A 16,353-nucleotide genomic window follows, 5' to 3' on the forward strand; every position below is an offset into this window, starting at 1 on the left:
CATGACGATCCCGTCAACCGGCCCGCGCGTACCGGCGGTGTCCGCACCGGCCACCGCCGGCACCGCCCCCGAACCGCGCGGGAGCGCGGCCAGGGCCCTGCTGCGCGACCCGGTGGCCATGGCCTGCCTCGGCTACATCGCACTGATCGTGCTCATGGCGGTGTTCGCGCCTCTCATCGTCCGGGTCAGCGGCTGGGACCCGTACGAGTTCGACCAGAGCGCCGTCGACCCCGACCTCGGCGGCATGCCCGTCGGGTCCTGGGGCGGCATCTCCGGCTCCCACTGGCTCGGTGTCGAGCCCGGCAGCGGCCGGGACATCTTCGCCAGGATCGTGTACGGCGCCCGCTCCTCGATGCTCATCGCACTCGGCGCGACGCTGCTCACCACGGTGCTCGGCATGGTGTTCGGCCTGCTGGCCGGTTACTTCGGCGGCCGGACCGACATGGTGATCTCGCGGGTCATGGAGTTCCTGATGGCGTTCCCCGCCCTCATCTTCATGATCGCCGTGCTCTCCGCACTGCCCGCCGACGACCGGCAGTACCTGCTGGTCGTGGTGATCTCGGTGTTCGGCTGGCCGTACCTGGCCCGGATCGTGCGAGGTCAGACCATGTCGCTCAAGGAGCGCGAGTTCGTCGAGGCGGCCCGCGCCTCCGGCGCCTCCCGCACCACCATCGTCTTCACCGAGATCCTGCCCAACCTGCGGTCGACCATCCTGGTCATGGTGACCCTGGCGGTACCCGGCTACATCGGTACCGAGGCCGGCCTGTCCTTCCTCGGCGTCGGCCTGGTCCCGCCCGCGCCCTCCTGGGGGCAGATGATTTCGAGTTCGGTGAACTGGTACGCCGTCGTCCCCACGTACTTCCTGGTGCCGGGCCTCTTCCTGGCGCTGCTGGTGCTGTCCTTCATGGTCCTCGGCGACCGGATCCGGGTCGCCGCCGAGCCGGGAGGCCGCTCATGACCCGCTACGTCGTCCACCGCGTGCTGGGCATGGTGCTGGTGCTGTTCCTGGTCTGCCTGTTCACGTACGTCATCTTCTTCGCGCTGTCGCCGGACCCGGCCGTACAGATCTGCGGCAAGAACTGCACCCCGGAGCGCATCGACCAGATCCGCGCCAACCTCGGCCTCACCGACCCCTTCCTCACCCAGTTCCTGCACTTCCTGCAGGGGCTGCTCGCGGGCCGCGACTACGGCAGCGGCCCGTCCACGGTGCACTGCCCGGCCCCCTGCCTCGGCTACTCGTTCCAGACCTCGCAGTTCGTCACCGACATGGTCGTGCAGCGGCTGCCGGTCACCGCGGTGGTCGCCCTCGGCGCGGCCGTGCTCTGGCTGGTCATGGGCGTGCTCGGAGGCCTGCTCAGCGCGGTGCGCGAAGGACGGTTCACCGACCGGTTCATCGCCGGGCTCACCCTGGCCGGCATGTCGATCCCCAACTACGTGCTCGCCCTCGCGCTGCAGTACGTGTTCGTGGTGTGGCTGCAGTGGCTGCCGTTCCCGCAGGCCGTGGAGTTCGCCGACGACCCCGGGCAGTGGTTCCTCAACTTCATCATGCCGTGGACCGTGCTGGCGATCGGCTACGCCTCCTCGTACACCCGGCTCACCCGGGCCAACGTCATCGACACCCTGGACGAGAACTTCGTACGGACCGCGAAGGCCAAGGGCCTGCGACCCGACCTGGTGTGGCGGCGGCACGCGCTGCGGCCGGCGCTGACCCCGGTCGTCACCATCGCGGGCATGGACTTCGCCGGTCTGCTCGGCGGCGCGCTGATCACCGAGACGGTCTTCGGGATCAACGGCGTCGGCAAACTCGCGGCGGACTCCATCACCAAGAACGACCAACCGGTCATCATGGCCGTGACGTTGCTCGCGGCGTTCTTCGTCGTGCTCGGCAACATGGCCGTGGACCTCCTGTACTCGGCGATCGACCCGCGGGTCGGGGCGGGAGCGGCGTCATGAGCGACCTGCTGCGCGTGCGTGAACTGACCGTCGCCTTCCACGGCAAGCCGGTGGTCGACGCCGTCGACTTCGCCGTGCCGCCCGGCGGCGCTCTCGGTATCGTCGGCGAGTCCGGCTCGGGCAAGTCGATGACCAGCCTCGCCATCATGGGGCTGCTCCCGAAGGGCGCCACCCGCGCCGGCCGTGTCGAGTTCGACGGCGGCGACCTCACCACCCTGGACGAACGCGGGATGCGAGCCGTGCGCGGCGACCGGATCGCGATGGTGTTCCAGGATCCGCTCTCCTCGCTCAACCCGTACTACACCGTGGGCACCCAGATCGCCGAGGCGTACCGCTCGCACCGCTCCGGCGTCAGCCGCCGGGCGGCCCGCACGGCGGCGATCGAGGCGATGGAACGGGTGCACATCCGCGACCCGGCCCGCCGCGTCGACGAATACCCGCATCAGTTCTCCGGCGGTATGCGCCAGCGCGTGATGATCGCGATGGCGCTCAGCACCGAGCCGAGCCTGATCATCGCCGACGAGCCGACCACCGCGCTCGACGTCACCGTCCAGGCCCAGATCCTCGACCTGCTCGCCGAGGTACGCCGAGACACCGGTGCCGCGCTCATCCTCATCACCCACGACCTCGCCGTGGTCAGCGAGGTCGCCGACACACTGATCGTCATGCGGCACGGCAAGGTCGTCGAGTCCGGCACCGCCGAGCAGATCTTCTCCGACCCGCGGCACCCGTACACCCGGGCGCTGCTCGACGCGGTCCCGCGGATCGACGACAAGATCGGCGACCTGGGGACCCTGGGAGGCGACACATGAGCCCCGAACCCCTGCTGCGGGCCCGGGACCTGGTCAAGGAGTTCCCCGTCGCGGGCACGGCCGGACTGCTGCGCCCCGCGCGCACGTTCACCGCCGTGGACTCCGTCTCCTTCGATCTGTACGCGGGCCGGACCCTCGCGCTGGTGGGGGAGTCAGGATCGGGCAAGTCGACCACGGCGCGGCTCGCCGCCCGGCTGATCGACGTCACCTCCGGCACTGTCCACCTCGACGGCCGCGACATCACCGCCCTGCACGGGCCGGACCTGCTGGAGGTACGCCGTCAGGTCCAGGTCGTGTTCCAGGATCCGTTCTCCTCGCTCAACCCCCGGCACACCGTCGAACGGATCGTCACCGCGCCCCTGCGCTACCAGAAACGGCCGGTTCCGGGAGGCACCCGGGCGGTCGCCCGCGCACTCATGGAGCGGGTCGGGCTCGACCCCGACCACGTCGGCCGCTACCCCGCGCAGTTCTCCGGCGGGCAGGCACAGCGCATCGGTATCGCCCGGGCGCTCGCCGTGAGCCCGCGTGTACTGGTCTGCGACGAGGCGGTCTCGGCGCTCGACGTGTCGGTGCAGGCACAGATCATCAACCTGCTGCGCGAACTCCAGCGCGAGGAGGGCTTCGGCTGCCTGTTCATCGCCCATGACCTCGCCGTGGTCCGGCAGATCGCCACCGGCGTCGCGGTGATGACGGGCGGCCGGGTGGTGGAGTCCGGCGACCGGGACGCCGTCTTCGACCATCCGCGACACGCGTACACGCGCACCCTGCTGGCCGCCGTGCCGCGGATCCGCCCCGAGTGGGACGCGCGCCGGCGCGCCAACGCGAGCGGGGCCGGCGCATGAACCCGGTGGAGTACCCCCTGCCCGGCGCCTGGGTCCGCGAGTTCACCCTCGCCGTACCACTGGACTGGTCCGACCCCGGCGGCGGGAGCATCGAGCTGTTCGTCCGGGAGTTCACCGATCCCGACCGCCGCCACGAGGACCTGCCGTTGCTGACGTACCTTCAGGGCGGTCCCGGCGGTGCGAACCCCCGGCCCGCGCCGGTGGGAGGCTGGCTCTCCGAGGCACTGGCGCACTACCGGGTCGTCCTGGTCGACCAGCGCGGCACCGGGCGCAGCACCCCGCTCGACGGAACCGACATCGCCGCTTTCCCCGACGCCCGTGCGGCCGCGGACCATCTGCTGCGCTTCCGGGCCGACTCGATCGTGCGCGACCTCGAACACGTCCGGGCCCGGTGCTACGACGGCAGGCGATGGGCCACCCTCGGCCAGAGCTTCGGCGGCTGGATCACCCTGACCTACCTGTCCCACGCCCCCGAGGCGCTGACCGCCTGCTACGTGTGCGGCGGGATACCCGGCACCCCGCCCGACCCGGACGAGGTCTACCGACGCACCTTCGACCGGGTGGCCGGCAAGACCGCCGACTTCTACCGGCGCTACCCGCGGGACGTCGCCGCGGTGGCGGCGATCGCCGACCGGCTCGCCGCCGGTGATGTGACGCTGCCCGACGGCTCGCCGCTGTCCGTGCGCCGGTTCCAGACCCTGGGCGGCGAACTCGGCTTCGGATCCGGCCACCAGCGCCTGCACTGGCTGGTCTCCGAGGCGATCCGCCGGGACGGCCGCCTCGACGCCGCGTTCCTGGAGACCGTACTGGTCAAGACGTCCAACGCGGGGAACCCGCTGTTCTGGACCCTTCAGGAATCGATCTACGGCGACGGCCCGAACGGCCCGTTCCGCTGGGCGGCCCAGCGCGAACGGGACCGGCGGTCGGAGTTCGCCGAGGACCGCCGGCCACTGCTGTTCACCTCGGAGATGACGTTTCCGTGGATGTTCGAAGAGGTCCGGGCGCTGCGGCCGTTCGCGCCCGCGATGGCCGAACTCGCCGAGCGCGAGGTCTGGAGCCCGCTCTACGACCCGGTCCGACTCGCGGCCAACGACGTTCCGCTGGCCGCCGCTGTCTACGCCGACGACGTGTTCGTCGACGCCGGACTGCAGCGCGACACCCTGACCCGGGTCGGCAACGCGCAGACCTGGGTGACCAACGAGTACGAACACGACGGCATCACCGACGGCCGGGTGCTGCGCCGGCTGCGGGAGATGGTCCGCGACCGAGGAGGCGAAAAGCGTTGACCGGGACGACCACCCCGCCGACCGGCGGGACGACCACCCCGCCGACCACCGGCGGGACGACACCCCCGCCGTACGCCGGTACGGCCACCCCGCCGTACGCCGGTACGAGACCGCCGCGGCTGGCCGACGAGAGCCCCGGCTTCCTGGCCCGCATCGGGCAGGGCTGGGCCGAACGCGACATCCCGGCACCGGTGGCCCCGGCCGCGGCACGGGCGGCAGCCGAGCACCGGGCCCGGCTGAGCGCCTGCCTGCCGGACCGGACCCTGGTCCTGGCCGCGGGCCGCGCCCGCCACCGTAACGGCGACGCGGACTACGCGTTCCGGGTGGACAGCGACTTCCTCTGGGCCACCTCGTGCCAGATCGAGGGCGCGGTCCTGGTGATGACACCACGGCCGGGCGGCCACGACGCGGTGCTGTACCTGCCGGCTCCGGCCCGGCCCGGTGAACGCGACTTCCACGCCGGCGCGGCCCACGGCGAACTGTGGGTCGGCCCGTCGGCGGGGCTCGCGGCCTGGTCTGCCGCGCTGGATCTGCCGGTGCGGCCGATCGGCGACCTCGGCGAGCGGCACGACGGCCGGCCGGAGGAACTGCGTACCGTCCTCTCCGACCTGCGCATGATCAAGGACGACTGGGAGATCGGACAGCTGCGCGAAGCCGTGAACCACACGGTCACCGGATTCGCCGCCGTCGCCGACGAGATCCCGCGGGCCGTCGCCGACTCCCTGGGGGAGCGCTGGCTCCAGGGCACCTTCGACCGGCATGCCCGCACCTTCGGCAACGGGCCCGGCTACCACACCATCGTCGGCTCCGGCGAGCACGCGCCGATCCTGCACTGGGTCCGCTGCGACGGCCCCGTCAGGCCCGGAGAGACGCTGCTGCTGGACATGGGCGTCGAGGCGAACTCGCTGTACACCGCGGACGTGACCCGGACGATCCCGGTGGCCGGCACCTTCACCCCGGCCCAGCGCCGGGTGCACGACCTGGTCGAGGCCGCGCACCGGGCCGGCATGGACCGGGTACGCCCCGGCGCCACCTACACCGACTTCCACTTCGCCGCCATGGAGGTGCTGGCCCGCGGGCTCCACGACTGGGGGCTGCTGCCGGTCTCGGTCGACGAGGCGCTCGCCCCCGAGGGCCAGCAGCACCGCCGCTACCTCGTCTGCGGCATCGGCCACCACCTGGGCCTGGACGTGCACGACTGCGGCTCGTCGTCGTACGAGCACTACCAGGGCGCGGAGCTGCGGCCCGGCATGGTGCTGACGGTCGAACCCGGCCTGTACTTCCACGCCCACGACGAGACCCTCCCCCCGGAACTGCGCGGAATCGGCGTACGCCTGGAGGACGACCTCCTGGTCACCGGGACCGGGCACGAGGTGCTGTCGGACGCGCTGCCGATCGACGCCGCCGGACTCGAGAAGTGGGCGGCCCGATGACCCGGGCGCGTCCCTTCGCCCTGGAGGACGTGGAACTCCTCGACGGGGTGCACTCCCGGACCCGGGACCAGATGCTCCATCTCGCCCGGGTGTTCCCGGTGGACCGGGTCCTCGCGGTCTTCCGGGCCAACGCGGGGCTCGACACCCGCGGGGCGCTGCCGCCCGGCACCTGGGAGGACTTCGGCCATCCCGACGAGCGGGCGTGGTCCGAGGCCGACTACCCCGGACCGGGCGTGGCACCCACGGCGAGCCTGCTGCGCGGACACTACGCGGGGCACTTCCTGTCGATGCTCTCCCTGTCGTACGCCTCGACCGGCGAGGAACGCTTGCGGGACAAGGCGCATGAGATGGTCGCGGGCCTCGCCGAGGTCCGTGACGCGCTGGCGGCGACCGGGCGGTACAGCCACCCGGGATTTCTGGCGGCGTACGGCGAATGGCAGTTCTCGCGGCTGGAGGACATGGCGCCGTACGGGGAGATCTGGGCGCCGTACTACACCTGCCACAAGATCATGGCGGGGCTGCTGGACGCGTACGAGCTGACGGGCTCCCGGCAGGCGCTGGAGATCGTCACCGGGATGGGCCACTGGGTGGCCGGCCGGATTCTGCGGCTGGAGCGGGCGCGGCTGCAGCACATGTGGTCGCTCTACATCGCCGGGGAGTTCGGCGGCATGAACGAGACCATGACGGCACTGCACCGGATCACCGGCGAACCGTCGTTCCTGCGCACCGCGGGGGCGTTCGAGGTCGACAGCGTGCTCGACGCCGCGGTCGAGGGCCGCGACGTCCTCGACGGCATGCACGCCAACCAGCACCTGCCGATGCTCGTCGGGCACCTCGACCAGTACGACGCCACCGGCGACCGCCGCTACCTCGACGCGGTCCGCGCCCTCTGGGACCAGATCGTGCCCGGCCGGACCTTCGCGCACGGCGGCACCGGCGAGGGCGAACTGTGGGGCCCCGCCGACACCGTGGCCGGATTCGTCAAACGGCGCAACGCCGAGACCTGTGCCACCTACAACCTGCTGAAGATCGCCCGCTCGCTGTTCGGGCACACCCTCGACGCCCGGTACGCGCACTACGCCGAGCGCGCCTCGCTCAACCACATCGTCGGCTCCCGCTCGGATGTCACCTCGGACACCGGACCCGAGGTCCTGTACATGTACCCGGTCGACCCGGGTGCCCTGCGCGAGTACGACAACGTCGGCACCTGCTGCGGCGGCACCGGCCTGGAGAGCCACGTCAAACACCAGGAATCGGTGTGGTTCCACGCCCCCGGACAGCTGTACGTCACGCAGTACATCCCCTCGCGGCTGCGCCACGCCGGCACGGACGTGACCCTGCGGACCCGGTACCCCCGTGACGGGAAGGTGGCACTGGAATTCGGCCTCGCCTTCTCGGGCGAGCTGCGTCTGCGTATCCCGCCGTGGGCCGCCGGTGCCCGCGTCGACGGCGCACGGACGCCGGTGCCGGACAGCGGATTTGTGACACTGCGCCGCGATTTCCGTCCCGGCGACATCGTCGAACTCGACCTGCCGATGCCGCTGCGGCTGGTGCCCACCCCCGACGACCCCACCCTGGTCAGCCTGGAACTCGGCCCCACGGTGCTGCTCGCACGCGACGAGGCCACCACCACCCTGCCGGTCGCGGCGGCCGCCCACCGGCGTCTCGACGGCGCCGTCGCCGGGCACACCACCGACGGGGACCTGGTCTCGGCGCTCGGCCGGACCTTCGAACCGGCCTGGTCCGGGGGCGACCACCGCTACCACATGTACCTGCGCCTGGCCGACCCGGAGATCGCCTTTCCGGGCAGCGCCCCCGGGGTGCCCGACCGCCATGACTCCGACGGCTGGTCGTTCCTCACCGGGCTGTGGGCGGACGGCGGATACGCCGATGTCGCGGCGTTCTTCACCGCGGTCCACCGGGGGGTGGTGCGGGCGGCCCGGTCCGGGCTGCTGAGCCGGGACGAGGCGGTCGCGGTGCTCGGGGCGGCCGCCGCGAGCACCCTCGACGGCCCGGCCGTGCCCCGCCGCGGTGTCGTCGGCCCGGACGGAGCGGACGCGGTGCGCGTGACCCGGACGGCCGCCACGGCCGGGCGGCCGGCCGAGGACATCGTCGAGTGGTCGCTCCCGGCCGACATCGGCGTGGGGGACCCGCTGCCGGTGGTCCGGGTGGAGGTGACCGGCGACCGTGCCCCGTCCGGGTGGTACACCCGCGAGCCGGGCTTCGCGGTGACCTCGGTCTCGGCCACCACCGTGGAGGCCGCGGTCGGCGAGGGCAGGTGGCGGCCCGCGACCGGGGTGATCGCGCTGGACCGCGAGGGCCGGCATCTGCTCCGGGGCCGGGCCACCGACTCCCTCGGCCGGACCGTCCACGCGACGCGCGAGGTCGCCGTGGACACGCGGCCCCCGTCGGTGCGCGCCGAGGTCCGTCCCCTCGGACCGAGCAACGTCGAGGTGACCCTCCACGCCGACGACGACGTGTCCGGTGTGGACCGCGTCCAGTGGCGCACCCCGGAGACGTTCTGGGGCGTCTATCAGGAGCCGTTCACCAGGGCCCTGCGCGATGAGCCGCAGATCCTCGAGTTCGTCGCCACCGACCGCGCCGGGAACACCACACCGGTCCAGCGGGTGGAGTTGCCGTCGCTGCCCTGAGGATCCCGGGAGATTTTCCCGAACCGAAGGTTGCCGAAAGGGTTTTCGTACGTCAGTGTCAACAGTAATAGATGCCCCGTCCATCAGTTTTGGCCTTCACGCACAGGCCGGAGTCCTCTGCATCCACCGTAATTTTCCGGTGTGCGGGAAAGGCCCGAAAGGTCGGCGTGGCACCCGTCGGTCATCGGCCCTCAAAGGGATGGTGTTTGCGTCGTGAAACTTCTTCATGCTCGATTACGGTCACTGTGGCTCGCCGTCGTACTGACCCTCACGCTGGTGACCGGCGCGTCCATCGCGCCGCAGGCGACGGCGCGCCCGTCGGCCCCCGCCGCGAAGTCCGTGTACATCCCGGCGAGATGGACGCAGACGGGCGAGGTGCCCTGGGCGGCAGACCGGAGCCGGGAGTCCACCAACTTCGTTCTGCTGTGGGGCGAGAAGTCGGGCACCAACCCCGTGTCGGCGCCCGCGCCGTACAACTTCGACCCCAACAGTGTCATCACCCAGTTGGAGAACCTCTACCGCTTCTACGTCAGCACGATGGCCTTCACACCGGAGACCGGGCTGCTGGCGCAGCACAAGATCATCGTGATTGTCACCCGGACCTGGAACCGCACCGAGCTGGACGCCTGGGCCACCGGCGGATCGGTGGACAACAGGGTCGGCATCATCAATGTCGCCCCGGGAGCCGCGCTGCCCGGGTCGTGGGGGCTGGCGCACGAACTCGCCCATGTCTTCCAGAACTACACGTTTCTGGGCCGCTCGGGTGCCGGCTTCGTCGATCCGAGCGCGGGCACGTTCTGGGAGACCAGTGCCGAGTTCATGGCGATGCAGGCGCTGCCCACCACCGCGGCGGGAGACCTGACCCGCTGGCTGCGTTCGGAGAATCTGTACTGGAGTTCGAGCCGGCACCACTACGGCAACTGGATGCTGGCGCAGTACATCAAGGACCGTGACGGTCTGGCGATGTTCAACCGGATGTGGAACGAGGCGCGCAGCACCGAGCATCCGCTGGAGACGTACCGCCGGATCACCGGCATCAGCCAGTCCGAGCTGGGCCGCAGGATCGGCGAATACGCCACCCGCACCGTCAACTACGACTTCGGCAACCGCTCGACGCTGATGCCGTTCATCACGAACGTGTACGGCGCGGGCTTCCTCAACGCGTACAACGGAGGCAACGTCGAGGCCGCCGACCAGAGCCTGGGCCACTACCGGATCAACGCACGGGTGGCTCCCTCGGACTACGGCTTCAACAAGATCAAGCTCGTGCCCGCGTCGGCCGACGGGCTGGTGAAGATCCGGCTCAAGGGGCACGCGGAGACCGGCGCGAGCGGCTGGACCTTCGGACTGGTGGCGGTCCGGGGAAGCACGGCACGCTACTCGCCGCTGACCTCGGGCACCGACGGGCAGCTCAGCTTCCAGCTGCAGTCCGGCGAGAGCGAGCTCTGGCTGGTGGTCACCGCCACCCCCACCGCGGTGCCGCACCAGGGCTTCCTGGACGGATACACCAAGGCCCGGCGCTTCCCGTACGAGTTCCGCCTCTCCGGTGCCACCCCCTCCGGCTTCGAGCCCGGCCATGTCAAGCCCGCCGCGACCGGCGGCGGGCACTGGCACGCCAACGGCGGCGGCTGGGTCTCCAACAGCGCCAATGTCGCCGCCACGGCCTATGTGGGCCCGAAGGCCGCCGTCTACGCGGGAACGGTCACCGGCAACGCCCGGATCGAGGGGCTCGGCTGGGTCAACGGCGGTACGGTCGGCGGGAATGCGGTGGTCAAGGACAACGCCCTGATCCAGGGCGGCGCCAATCTGTCCGGGAACATCGTGGTCGGCGGGGACGCCGAACTCGCCATCACCTGCGGCGCCGGTACCTATCTGATGTTCAACCCGGACCGGCGCTGCGACGGAGCCGGGGGCGAGCCCGACGTCAACCCGTCGTTCACCGCCTTCCCCAGCGCCGATCTGGCGATCTCCTAGAGGCTCCGGAGGGGCGGGGCTGTCTCGGCGAAGTTCCGCCGGCGGCATTCTCGCGACAGTGGGATTTCCGGGAAATTCTCGGCCCCGGCCCGGCGGATTTCGCCGGGCCGGGAGAGAGTGTTCCGTCCGCCCGCTCAGCCGCGGCCGGTCAATCCAGCGGTGCCGACCGAAATCAGCACCGAGATCAGCACCGAAACCGGTACCGAAAGCGTTCCGGGAAAGCGTGACGGTGCTGTCCATGACCGCAGAATCCCTTGTATCGACTCGGACCGGGAGTGAATACGGATATGACGCACAACGGGATGTCCCGCCGCAGGCTGCTGCACTACGGGGCGGTGGCCGCCGGTGCGACCCTGGTCGGTGTGGGCGATGCCGGACCGGCGGCAGCGGCCCCGGAGGCTCCGGCAGTGCCGGCTTTCCTCGGTGACCGGCCGCGGGTCGACCGCCTCCCGGTTCCCGCGTCGTGGCGGGCCGTTCCGTTCTCCCTGGGCCAGGTCGACCTCGGGGCGAGCCTGTTCACCGAGAAGCGTGACCGTATCCTCGCCTACGCCCGGGCCTACCCCGTCGACCGTGTCCTCAGCAATTTCCGTGCCGCGGCGGGACTGGACACCAAGGGCGCCGAGCCGCCGGGGGGTTGGGACGACGCGACGGGCAATCTGCGCGGGCACTACAGCGGCCACCTCCTGTCGATGTTCGCCCAGGCATGGGCGGGCACCGGAGAGGCCGTGTTCAAGGACAAGCTCGACGCCGTCGTCGCCGGGCTCAAGGAGTGCCAGGACGCCTGGACCGCGCAGGTCGGCCGGCCGGGCACCCCGCCACCGCCGGCGGTGTGGTCGACGGGCAAAACCGGCGGCGGGCTCGAACTCACCGGCGACGGCCAGTACGTCGGGCTGCCCGACGCCACCGTGGACGGTCTCGGCGCCTTCACCATCGCCGTGTGGGTCCGGCTCACCGAGAAACGACCCTGGTCGCGGGTGTTCGACTTCGGCACCGGTACCAGCACCTACATGTTCCTGACCGCCGACGACGGCGCGGGACCCCGCTTCGCGATCACCACCGGCGGCAGCTCCGCCGAGCAGCGGATCCAGGGCACCCTACCCCTGACGGTCGGACGGTGGACGCACCTCGCGGTCACTCTCGCGGGCGGCACCGCCACGCTCTACGTGGACGGCGCGGTCGCCGGCACGAACACGGCGATGACACTGTCGCCGGCCGACCTGGGCGCCCCGAAGAACAACTGGATCGGCCGTTCCCAGTTCGGGGACGCGCACCTGGCGGGCACCGTCGACGAGTTCCACCTGTACGACCGGGCCCTCGGCGCGGCAGAGGTCACCGCGCTGGCGGCGGCCGAGGACGGTACGCACGGCAACCTCGCCTGGTACCGGTTCGACGAGACCTCCGGCACGGCGGTCGCCGACCACTCGGGCCGCGCCTGGGACGCGACGGTCGTCACCGGCCCCGGCGGCGCCCCCGGCCCCAGCCACGCCGGTTTCCTCGCGGCCTACCCCGAGACGCAGTTCATCCAGCTGGAGTCGTACGTGACCTACCCGGCGATCTGGGCGCCGTACTACACGTGCCACAAGATCATGCGGGGGCTGCTCGACGCGTACACCCTGGCCGGCAACACGACGGCGCTCGCCGTCGCGACCGGGATGGGGGAGTGGGTGCACAGCCGGCTCGGCGCGCTGCCCCGCGAGCAACTCGACCGGATGTGGTCGCTGTACATCGCCGGGGAGTACGGCGGCATGAACGAGGTCATGGCCGATCTGCACGCGCTGACCGGCGACACGACGTTCCTGGCCACGGGGCACTGCTTCGACAACACCGCGCTGCTCGCCGACTGCGCGGCCGGCACCGACAGCCTCGACGGCAAGCACGCGAACCAGCACATCCCGCAGTTCCTCGGCTATCTGCGCCTCTTCGAGAACGGCGGCGGCGAGGAGTACCGGAAGGCCACGGCCAACTTCTTCGACATGGTCGTTCCGCACCGCACCTATCCGCACGGCGGCACCGGCCAGGGCGAGGTGTTCCGCGCACGGGACGTCATCGCCGGCAGCATCGTCACGTCGACCAACGCCGAGTCGTGCGCGGCGTACAACATGCTCAAGGTGGCGCGGGGGCTGTTCTTGCACACGCCGGACGCCCGATACTTCGACTACTACGAGAAGACACTGGTCAACCAGATCCTCGCCTCCCGGCAGGACACCGGCAGCACCGACGACCCGCTGGTCACGTACATGGTCCCGGTCGGCCCGGGCGTGCGGCGGGAGTACGGCAACACCGGCACGTGCTGCGGCGGCACCGGGCTGGAGAACCACACCAAGTACCAGGACTCGATCTACTTCCGCTCACCGCGCGGCGACGTGCTCTACGTCAACCTGTACGTCCCGTCGACCCTGCGCTGGGCCGAGCGGGGACTGACCGTGACCCAGCGCGGTGACTACCCGAGGGCGGACACCACCACCCTGACGATCACCGGCGGCGGCCGGCTGGATCTGCGCCTGCGGGTGCCGTCGTGGGCGCGCTCCGGCTTCGCGGTCACCGTCAACGACCGGGAGCAGCCGGTACGGGTGGGCTCCGACGGATACGCGAGCGTCGCCAGGACCTGGCGGGACGGCGACCGGGTCGAGGTCCTCTTCCCGTTCCGCCTGCGCGTCGAGCGGGCCCTCGACGACCCCGGTCTGCAGGCCCTGCTGTACGGGCCCCTCGCGCTCGTCGCGAAGTCGGCGGCTCCGCGGGCCCTGCCGATGTCGTGGTACGGCTCCCTGACGCTCGACGGCGACCTCGCCGCCGCCGTCGAGGCGGGTGAGCGCCCGATGACGTTCACGGCCGGCGGAGTGCCGTTCGAGCCGTTCTACCTGGGCGACACCGACCCGTACCACGCCTACGTCCGCAGGGAAGAGCCCCGGATCGTGTTCGCCGGTACGGACACGGGCGTCGCGAACCGTGCGGACGCAAGGGGTACGACGTTCCTCGACCGGTTGTGGGAGGGGGCCCCGTTCGACGGCCGCCGGGCGTTCCTGCGGGAGGTGGGCGCCACCGTCCGCGTGTGGGAGAGCGCCGGGTTGCTGAGCCGGGCGGAGGCCGCGGCCGTCACCGCGGCCGCCGCGGCGGCGCCGATGAGGCTCTGAGCGGGCATGCCCGCGGCCGGCCGGCCGACCGGGGGAGTGTCCGCAGCGCGCGGACACCGCCGATGGCCGGATCGGGCCGGCGCGTATCGTGACCAGCACTCGGACGCGACGACCGAACGGGCACGCGAAGGCATGACCATGTTCGCGAACACACGTGACCGACCGTTCCTCCTGGGGGTGCCCGCGTGACGGCAGAACTCGACGACTACCTCGCCTCCTTCGCCGAGCCGACCGGATATCTCAACTTCGGCAGCTACGGACCCCCCTCGCGCGCGGTCGTGGAGACGATCGGCCGCCTCACGGCGGCGGCGAGCACCGGGGTCCCCTCGGCGGGTCTGCACGCCGAGGACGACAACGCGCTCGCGGCGGTCGCGCGCCTCACCGGGTTCGACCGCGGCGCGGTGGTGCTGACGCCCAGCACGTCGTTCGGCCTTCTCCAGATCGCCTTCGGCCTGCCGCGGGGCGCGGTGCTCGTGAGCAGCGCGGAATTCCCCTCGAACCTGTACGCGTGGTGGCGGGCCCAGGACGCGGGGCTCACCACCGTGCGTACGCTGCGCGCCGTGCCCGGGGACGAACTCGCGCCGGTGACGCCCGAACGCGTGGCGGCCTCCCTCACGCCGGACACCGTCGCCGTGGCGGTCAGCGCGGTGGACTTCCGCACCGGGGTCCGCGCCGATCTGGCCGGTATCCGTTCGGCGATCGGTGACCGTCTCCTCGTGGTCGACGGCATCCAGGCGTTCGGTGTCGTCGACACCGACTGGACCCTCGCCGACGCGCTGGTCGTGGGCGGCCAGAAGTGGCTCAGAGCGGGGTGGGGCACGGGCTTCGTGGCACTGTCCCCGCGGGGCCTCGCCCGCCTCCGGCCGATTCTCGGCGGCTGGACCGGTGTCGAAAGGTCCGCGCACTACGACGGGGTGCCCCACGAGCCGTTCCCCGGCGCACAGCGCTTCTCGACGACCAACGGATCACCGTTCGCCTCCGGGGCGCTCGCGACGGCCCTCGCCCAACTGGAATCGGTCGGGGTCGCCGCCGTCCAGCGTCGTATCGAGTCCACTGCGTCCGCCTTCATCGGCCGACTCCTCGCCGCGGACCTACCGGTGCTGTCGCCCCTCCCATCGCACGAGCGCGCCGGCCTTGTCGTGGTGGGCATCGCGCACGGCAACGCCCGAAGCGTCCACGAACGGCTCGACGCGGCGGGCGTGACCGCGACCGTGCACGGGGACGACCGTATCCGCTTCAGCATGCACGCGACGACCACGCCGGCCGCACTCGACGCGGCCCTGGCCGTGCTGGCAGAACCCGCGTGAGCGCCGTCGGTCCGGGACGGCGAGACCCGCCCGCAGCAGCCCGGCCTCCCCGAGGAGACGGCCGGACGGCCGCTTGCTGGTGGGCACGGATCGAGGTGGAGTCGACTGAGACGTCCGAGTCGAGCCCGCTGGCGGCATCGGCCTGGGCTTGCACCTGCTGGAGCAGCCGCTCTTGTGGGTTGTTGGACCAGATCTGCCCGCCAGGTCTCGCGGGGGAACGCGGTGAAGGCCAGCAGGTCTGCCTGTGCGGTGTCGAGGTGGTCGGCGGTCTTGGGGAACTTCGCTTCGAGGGCGTCCAGAACGTGGCGCGTCTGGGCGTGGACGGCGTCGGTGTCGGGCTGCTCGAAGACGGTCCGGTCCGCAGCAGCGTCGCCGCCCAGGGCTGGGCGGATTTCGGTATCTGGCAATGCAGGTTGCGGGCGTAGTGGGTGCGGCGGCGCTGCCAGGATGAGCCGGACAGGACAGCTCCGATCGCGGCGACCAGGCCGGTGTGGGCGTCGGAGATCACGAGCTGGACGCCGCCCAGACCGCGGGCGGTCAGTGAACGCAGAAATGCCAGCCAGCCGGCGCCGTCCTCGGCGGTGGCGACGTCGATGCCGAGGATCTCGGGGTGCCCGTCAGCGTTCTGTAAAGCGAGCGGCTCTTCCCGTAGTCGGTGGTAGTGCTGTGTAGTGATCGCTGGAGGAGGATGCGGTGGCGTGGTAGGGGGGCCCGGCTCGGCCGTGCGTCTGTCTCGTGATTCGTTTGGTGAACCGTTCCGGGTTGGGTAGAGACTTCAGCTTGTGGTTGTGACCTGGGGTTTCGTGCTGGTGAGGTAGGAGTTGGTCTCGTATTCGACGGGTGGGATGTGCCCTATTTCACCGTGGAGCCGGCGGTGGCAGTACCAGTCGATCCACTCGGCGGTAGCGAGTTCGACCTGGGAAAGCGTCTTCCATGGACGTCGGGGCTTGATCAGCTCAGTTTT

General features: G+C 71.2%; 11 protein-coding genes and 1 pseudogene. 10 read left to right on the forward strand and 2 right to left on the reverse strand.

Features of this window, described 5'->3' with window-relative positions; translation table 11 throughout:
- The first annotated feature begins 1 nt into the window (after position 1).
- The 10 genes from ACIQ7D_RS05260 (at position 2) to ACIQ7D_RS05305 (ending at position 15,389) form a co-directional block, all read left to right on the forward strand.
- The gene (locus ACIQ7D_RS05260; RefSeq protein ID WP_403933690.1) at positions 2-958 is read left to right on the forward strand and encodes an ABC transporter permease; all 957 of its coding nucleotides are present in this window, start codon (positions 2-4) and stop codon (positions 956-958) included.
- Complete coding sequence (locus tag ACIQ7D_RS05265; protein ID WP_403933692.1) at positions 955-1,953, forward strand: ABC transporter permease; 999 nt, start codon at positions 955-957, stop codon at positions 1,951-1,953. Before ACIQ7D_RS05260 ends, ACIQ7D_RS05265 begins: the two co-directional genes overlap by 4 nt.
- The gene (locus tag ACIQ7D_RS05270) at positions 1,950-2,765 is read left to right on the forward strand and encodes an ABC transporter ATP-binding protein (protein ID WP_403933694.1); all 816 of its coding nucleotides are present in this window, start codon (positions 1,950-1,952) and stop codon (positions 2,763-2,765) included. The genes ACIQ7D_RS05265 and ACIQ7D_RS05270 overlap by 4 nt, the downstream gene beginning before the upstream one ends.
- Entirely contained in the window at positions 2,762-3,607 is an 846-nt protein-coding gene (locus ACIQ7D_RS05275; protein WP_403933696.1) for an ATP-binding cassette domain-containing protein, read from the forward strand. Before ACIQ7D_RS05270 ends, ACIQ7D_RS05275 begins: the two co-directional genes overlap by 4 nt.
- The gene (locus ACIQ7D_RS05280; protein WP_403933698.1) at positions 3,604-4,893 is read left to right on the forward strand and encodes an alpha/beta fold hydrolase; all 1,290 of its coding nucleotides are present in this window, start codon (positions 3,604-3,606) and stop codon (positions 4,891-4,893) included. Before ACIQ7D_RS05275 ends, ACIQ7D_RS05280 begins: the two co-directional genes overlap by 4 nt.
- A complete protein-coding gene (locus tag ACIQ7D_RS05285) occupies positions 4,890-6,326 on the forward strand; it encodes an aminopeptidase P family protein (RefSeq protein WP_403933700.1) in 1,437 nt (478 codons plus the stop codon). Before ACIQ7D_RS05280 ends, ACIQ7D_RS05285 begins: the two co-directional genes overlap by 4 nt.
- On the forward strand, positions 6,323-8,977 hold the full coding sequence (locus ACIQ7D_RS05290; protein ID WP_403933702.1) for a beta-L-arabinofuranosidase domain-containing protein: 2,655 nt from the start codon (positions 6,323-6,325) through the stop codon (positions 8,975-8,977). Before ACIQ7D_RS05285 ends, ACIQ7D_RS05290 begins: the two co-directional genes overlap by 4 nt.
- A 213-nt stretch (positions 8,978-9,190) precedes the next feature.
- Positions 9,191-10,951 carry a DUF6055 domain-containing protein gene (locus ACIQ7D_RS05295; protein WP_403933704.1) on the forward strand — a complete coding sequence of 587 codons (1,761 nt, stop codon included), beginning with the start codon at positions 9,191-9,193 and terminating at the stop codon, positions 10,949-10,951.
- A gap of 287 nt (positions 10,952-11,238) precedes the next feature.
- Positions 11,239-14,082, forward strand: a complete 2,844-nt coding sequence (locus ACIQ7D_RS05300) for a beta-L-arabinofuranosidase domain-containing protein (RefSeq protein WP_403933706.1) — start codon at positions 11,239-11,241, stop codon at positions 14,080-14,082.
- 185 nt (positions 14,083-14,267) lie between these two features.
- Entirely contained in the window at positions 14,268-15,389 is a 1,122-nt protein-coding gene (locus ACIQ7D_RS05305; protein ID WP_403933708.1) for an aminotransferase class V-fold PLP-dependent enzyme, read from the forward strand.
- Positions 15,390-15,525: 136 nt separating this feature from the next.
- Here the strand turns inward: ACIQ7D_RS05305 and ACIQ7D_RS05310 are convergent.
- Together ACIQ7D_RS05310 and ACIQ7D_RS05315 are read right to left on the reverse strand one after the other, a co-directional pair.
- Positions 15,526-16,014, reverse strand: a pseudogene (locus ACIQ7D_RS05310) (transposase); the annotation flags it as partial.
- Positions 16,015-16,164: 150 nt separating this feature from the next.
- Positions 16,165-16,353: IS3 family transposase (locus ACIQ7D_RS05315; protein WP_403933709.1), on the reverse strand; the 189-nt coding region annotated here is incomplete at its 5' end.

It is taken from the genome of Streptomyces sp. NPDC096310, assembly GCF_044763125.1.
In the GTDB taxonomy this organism is placed as follows: Bacteria; Actinomycetota; Actinomycetes; order Streptomycetales; family Streptomycetaceae; genus Streptomyces.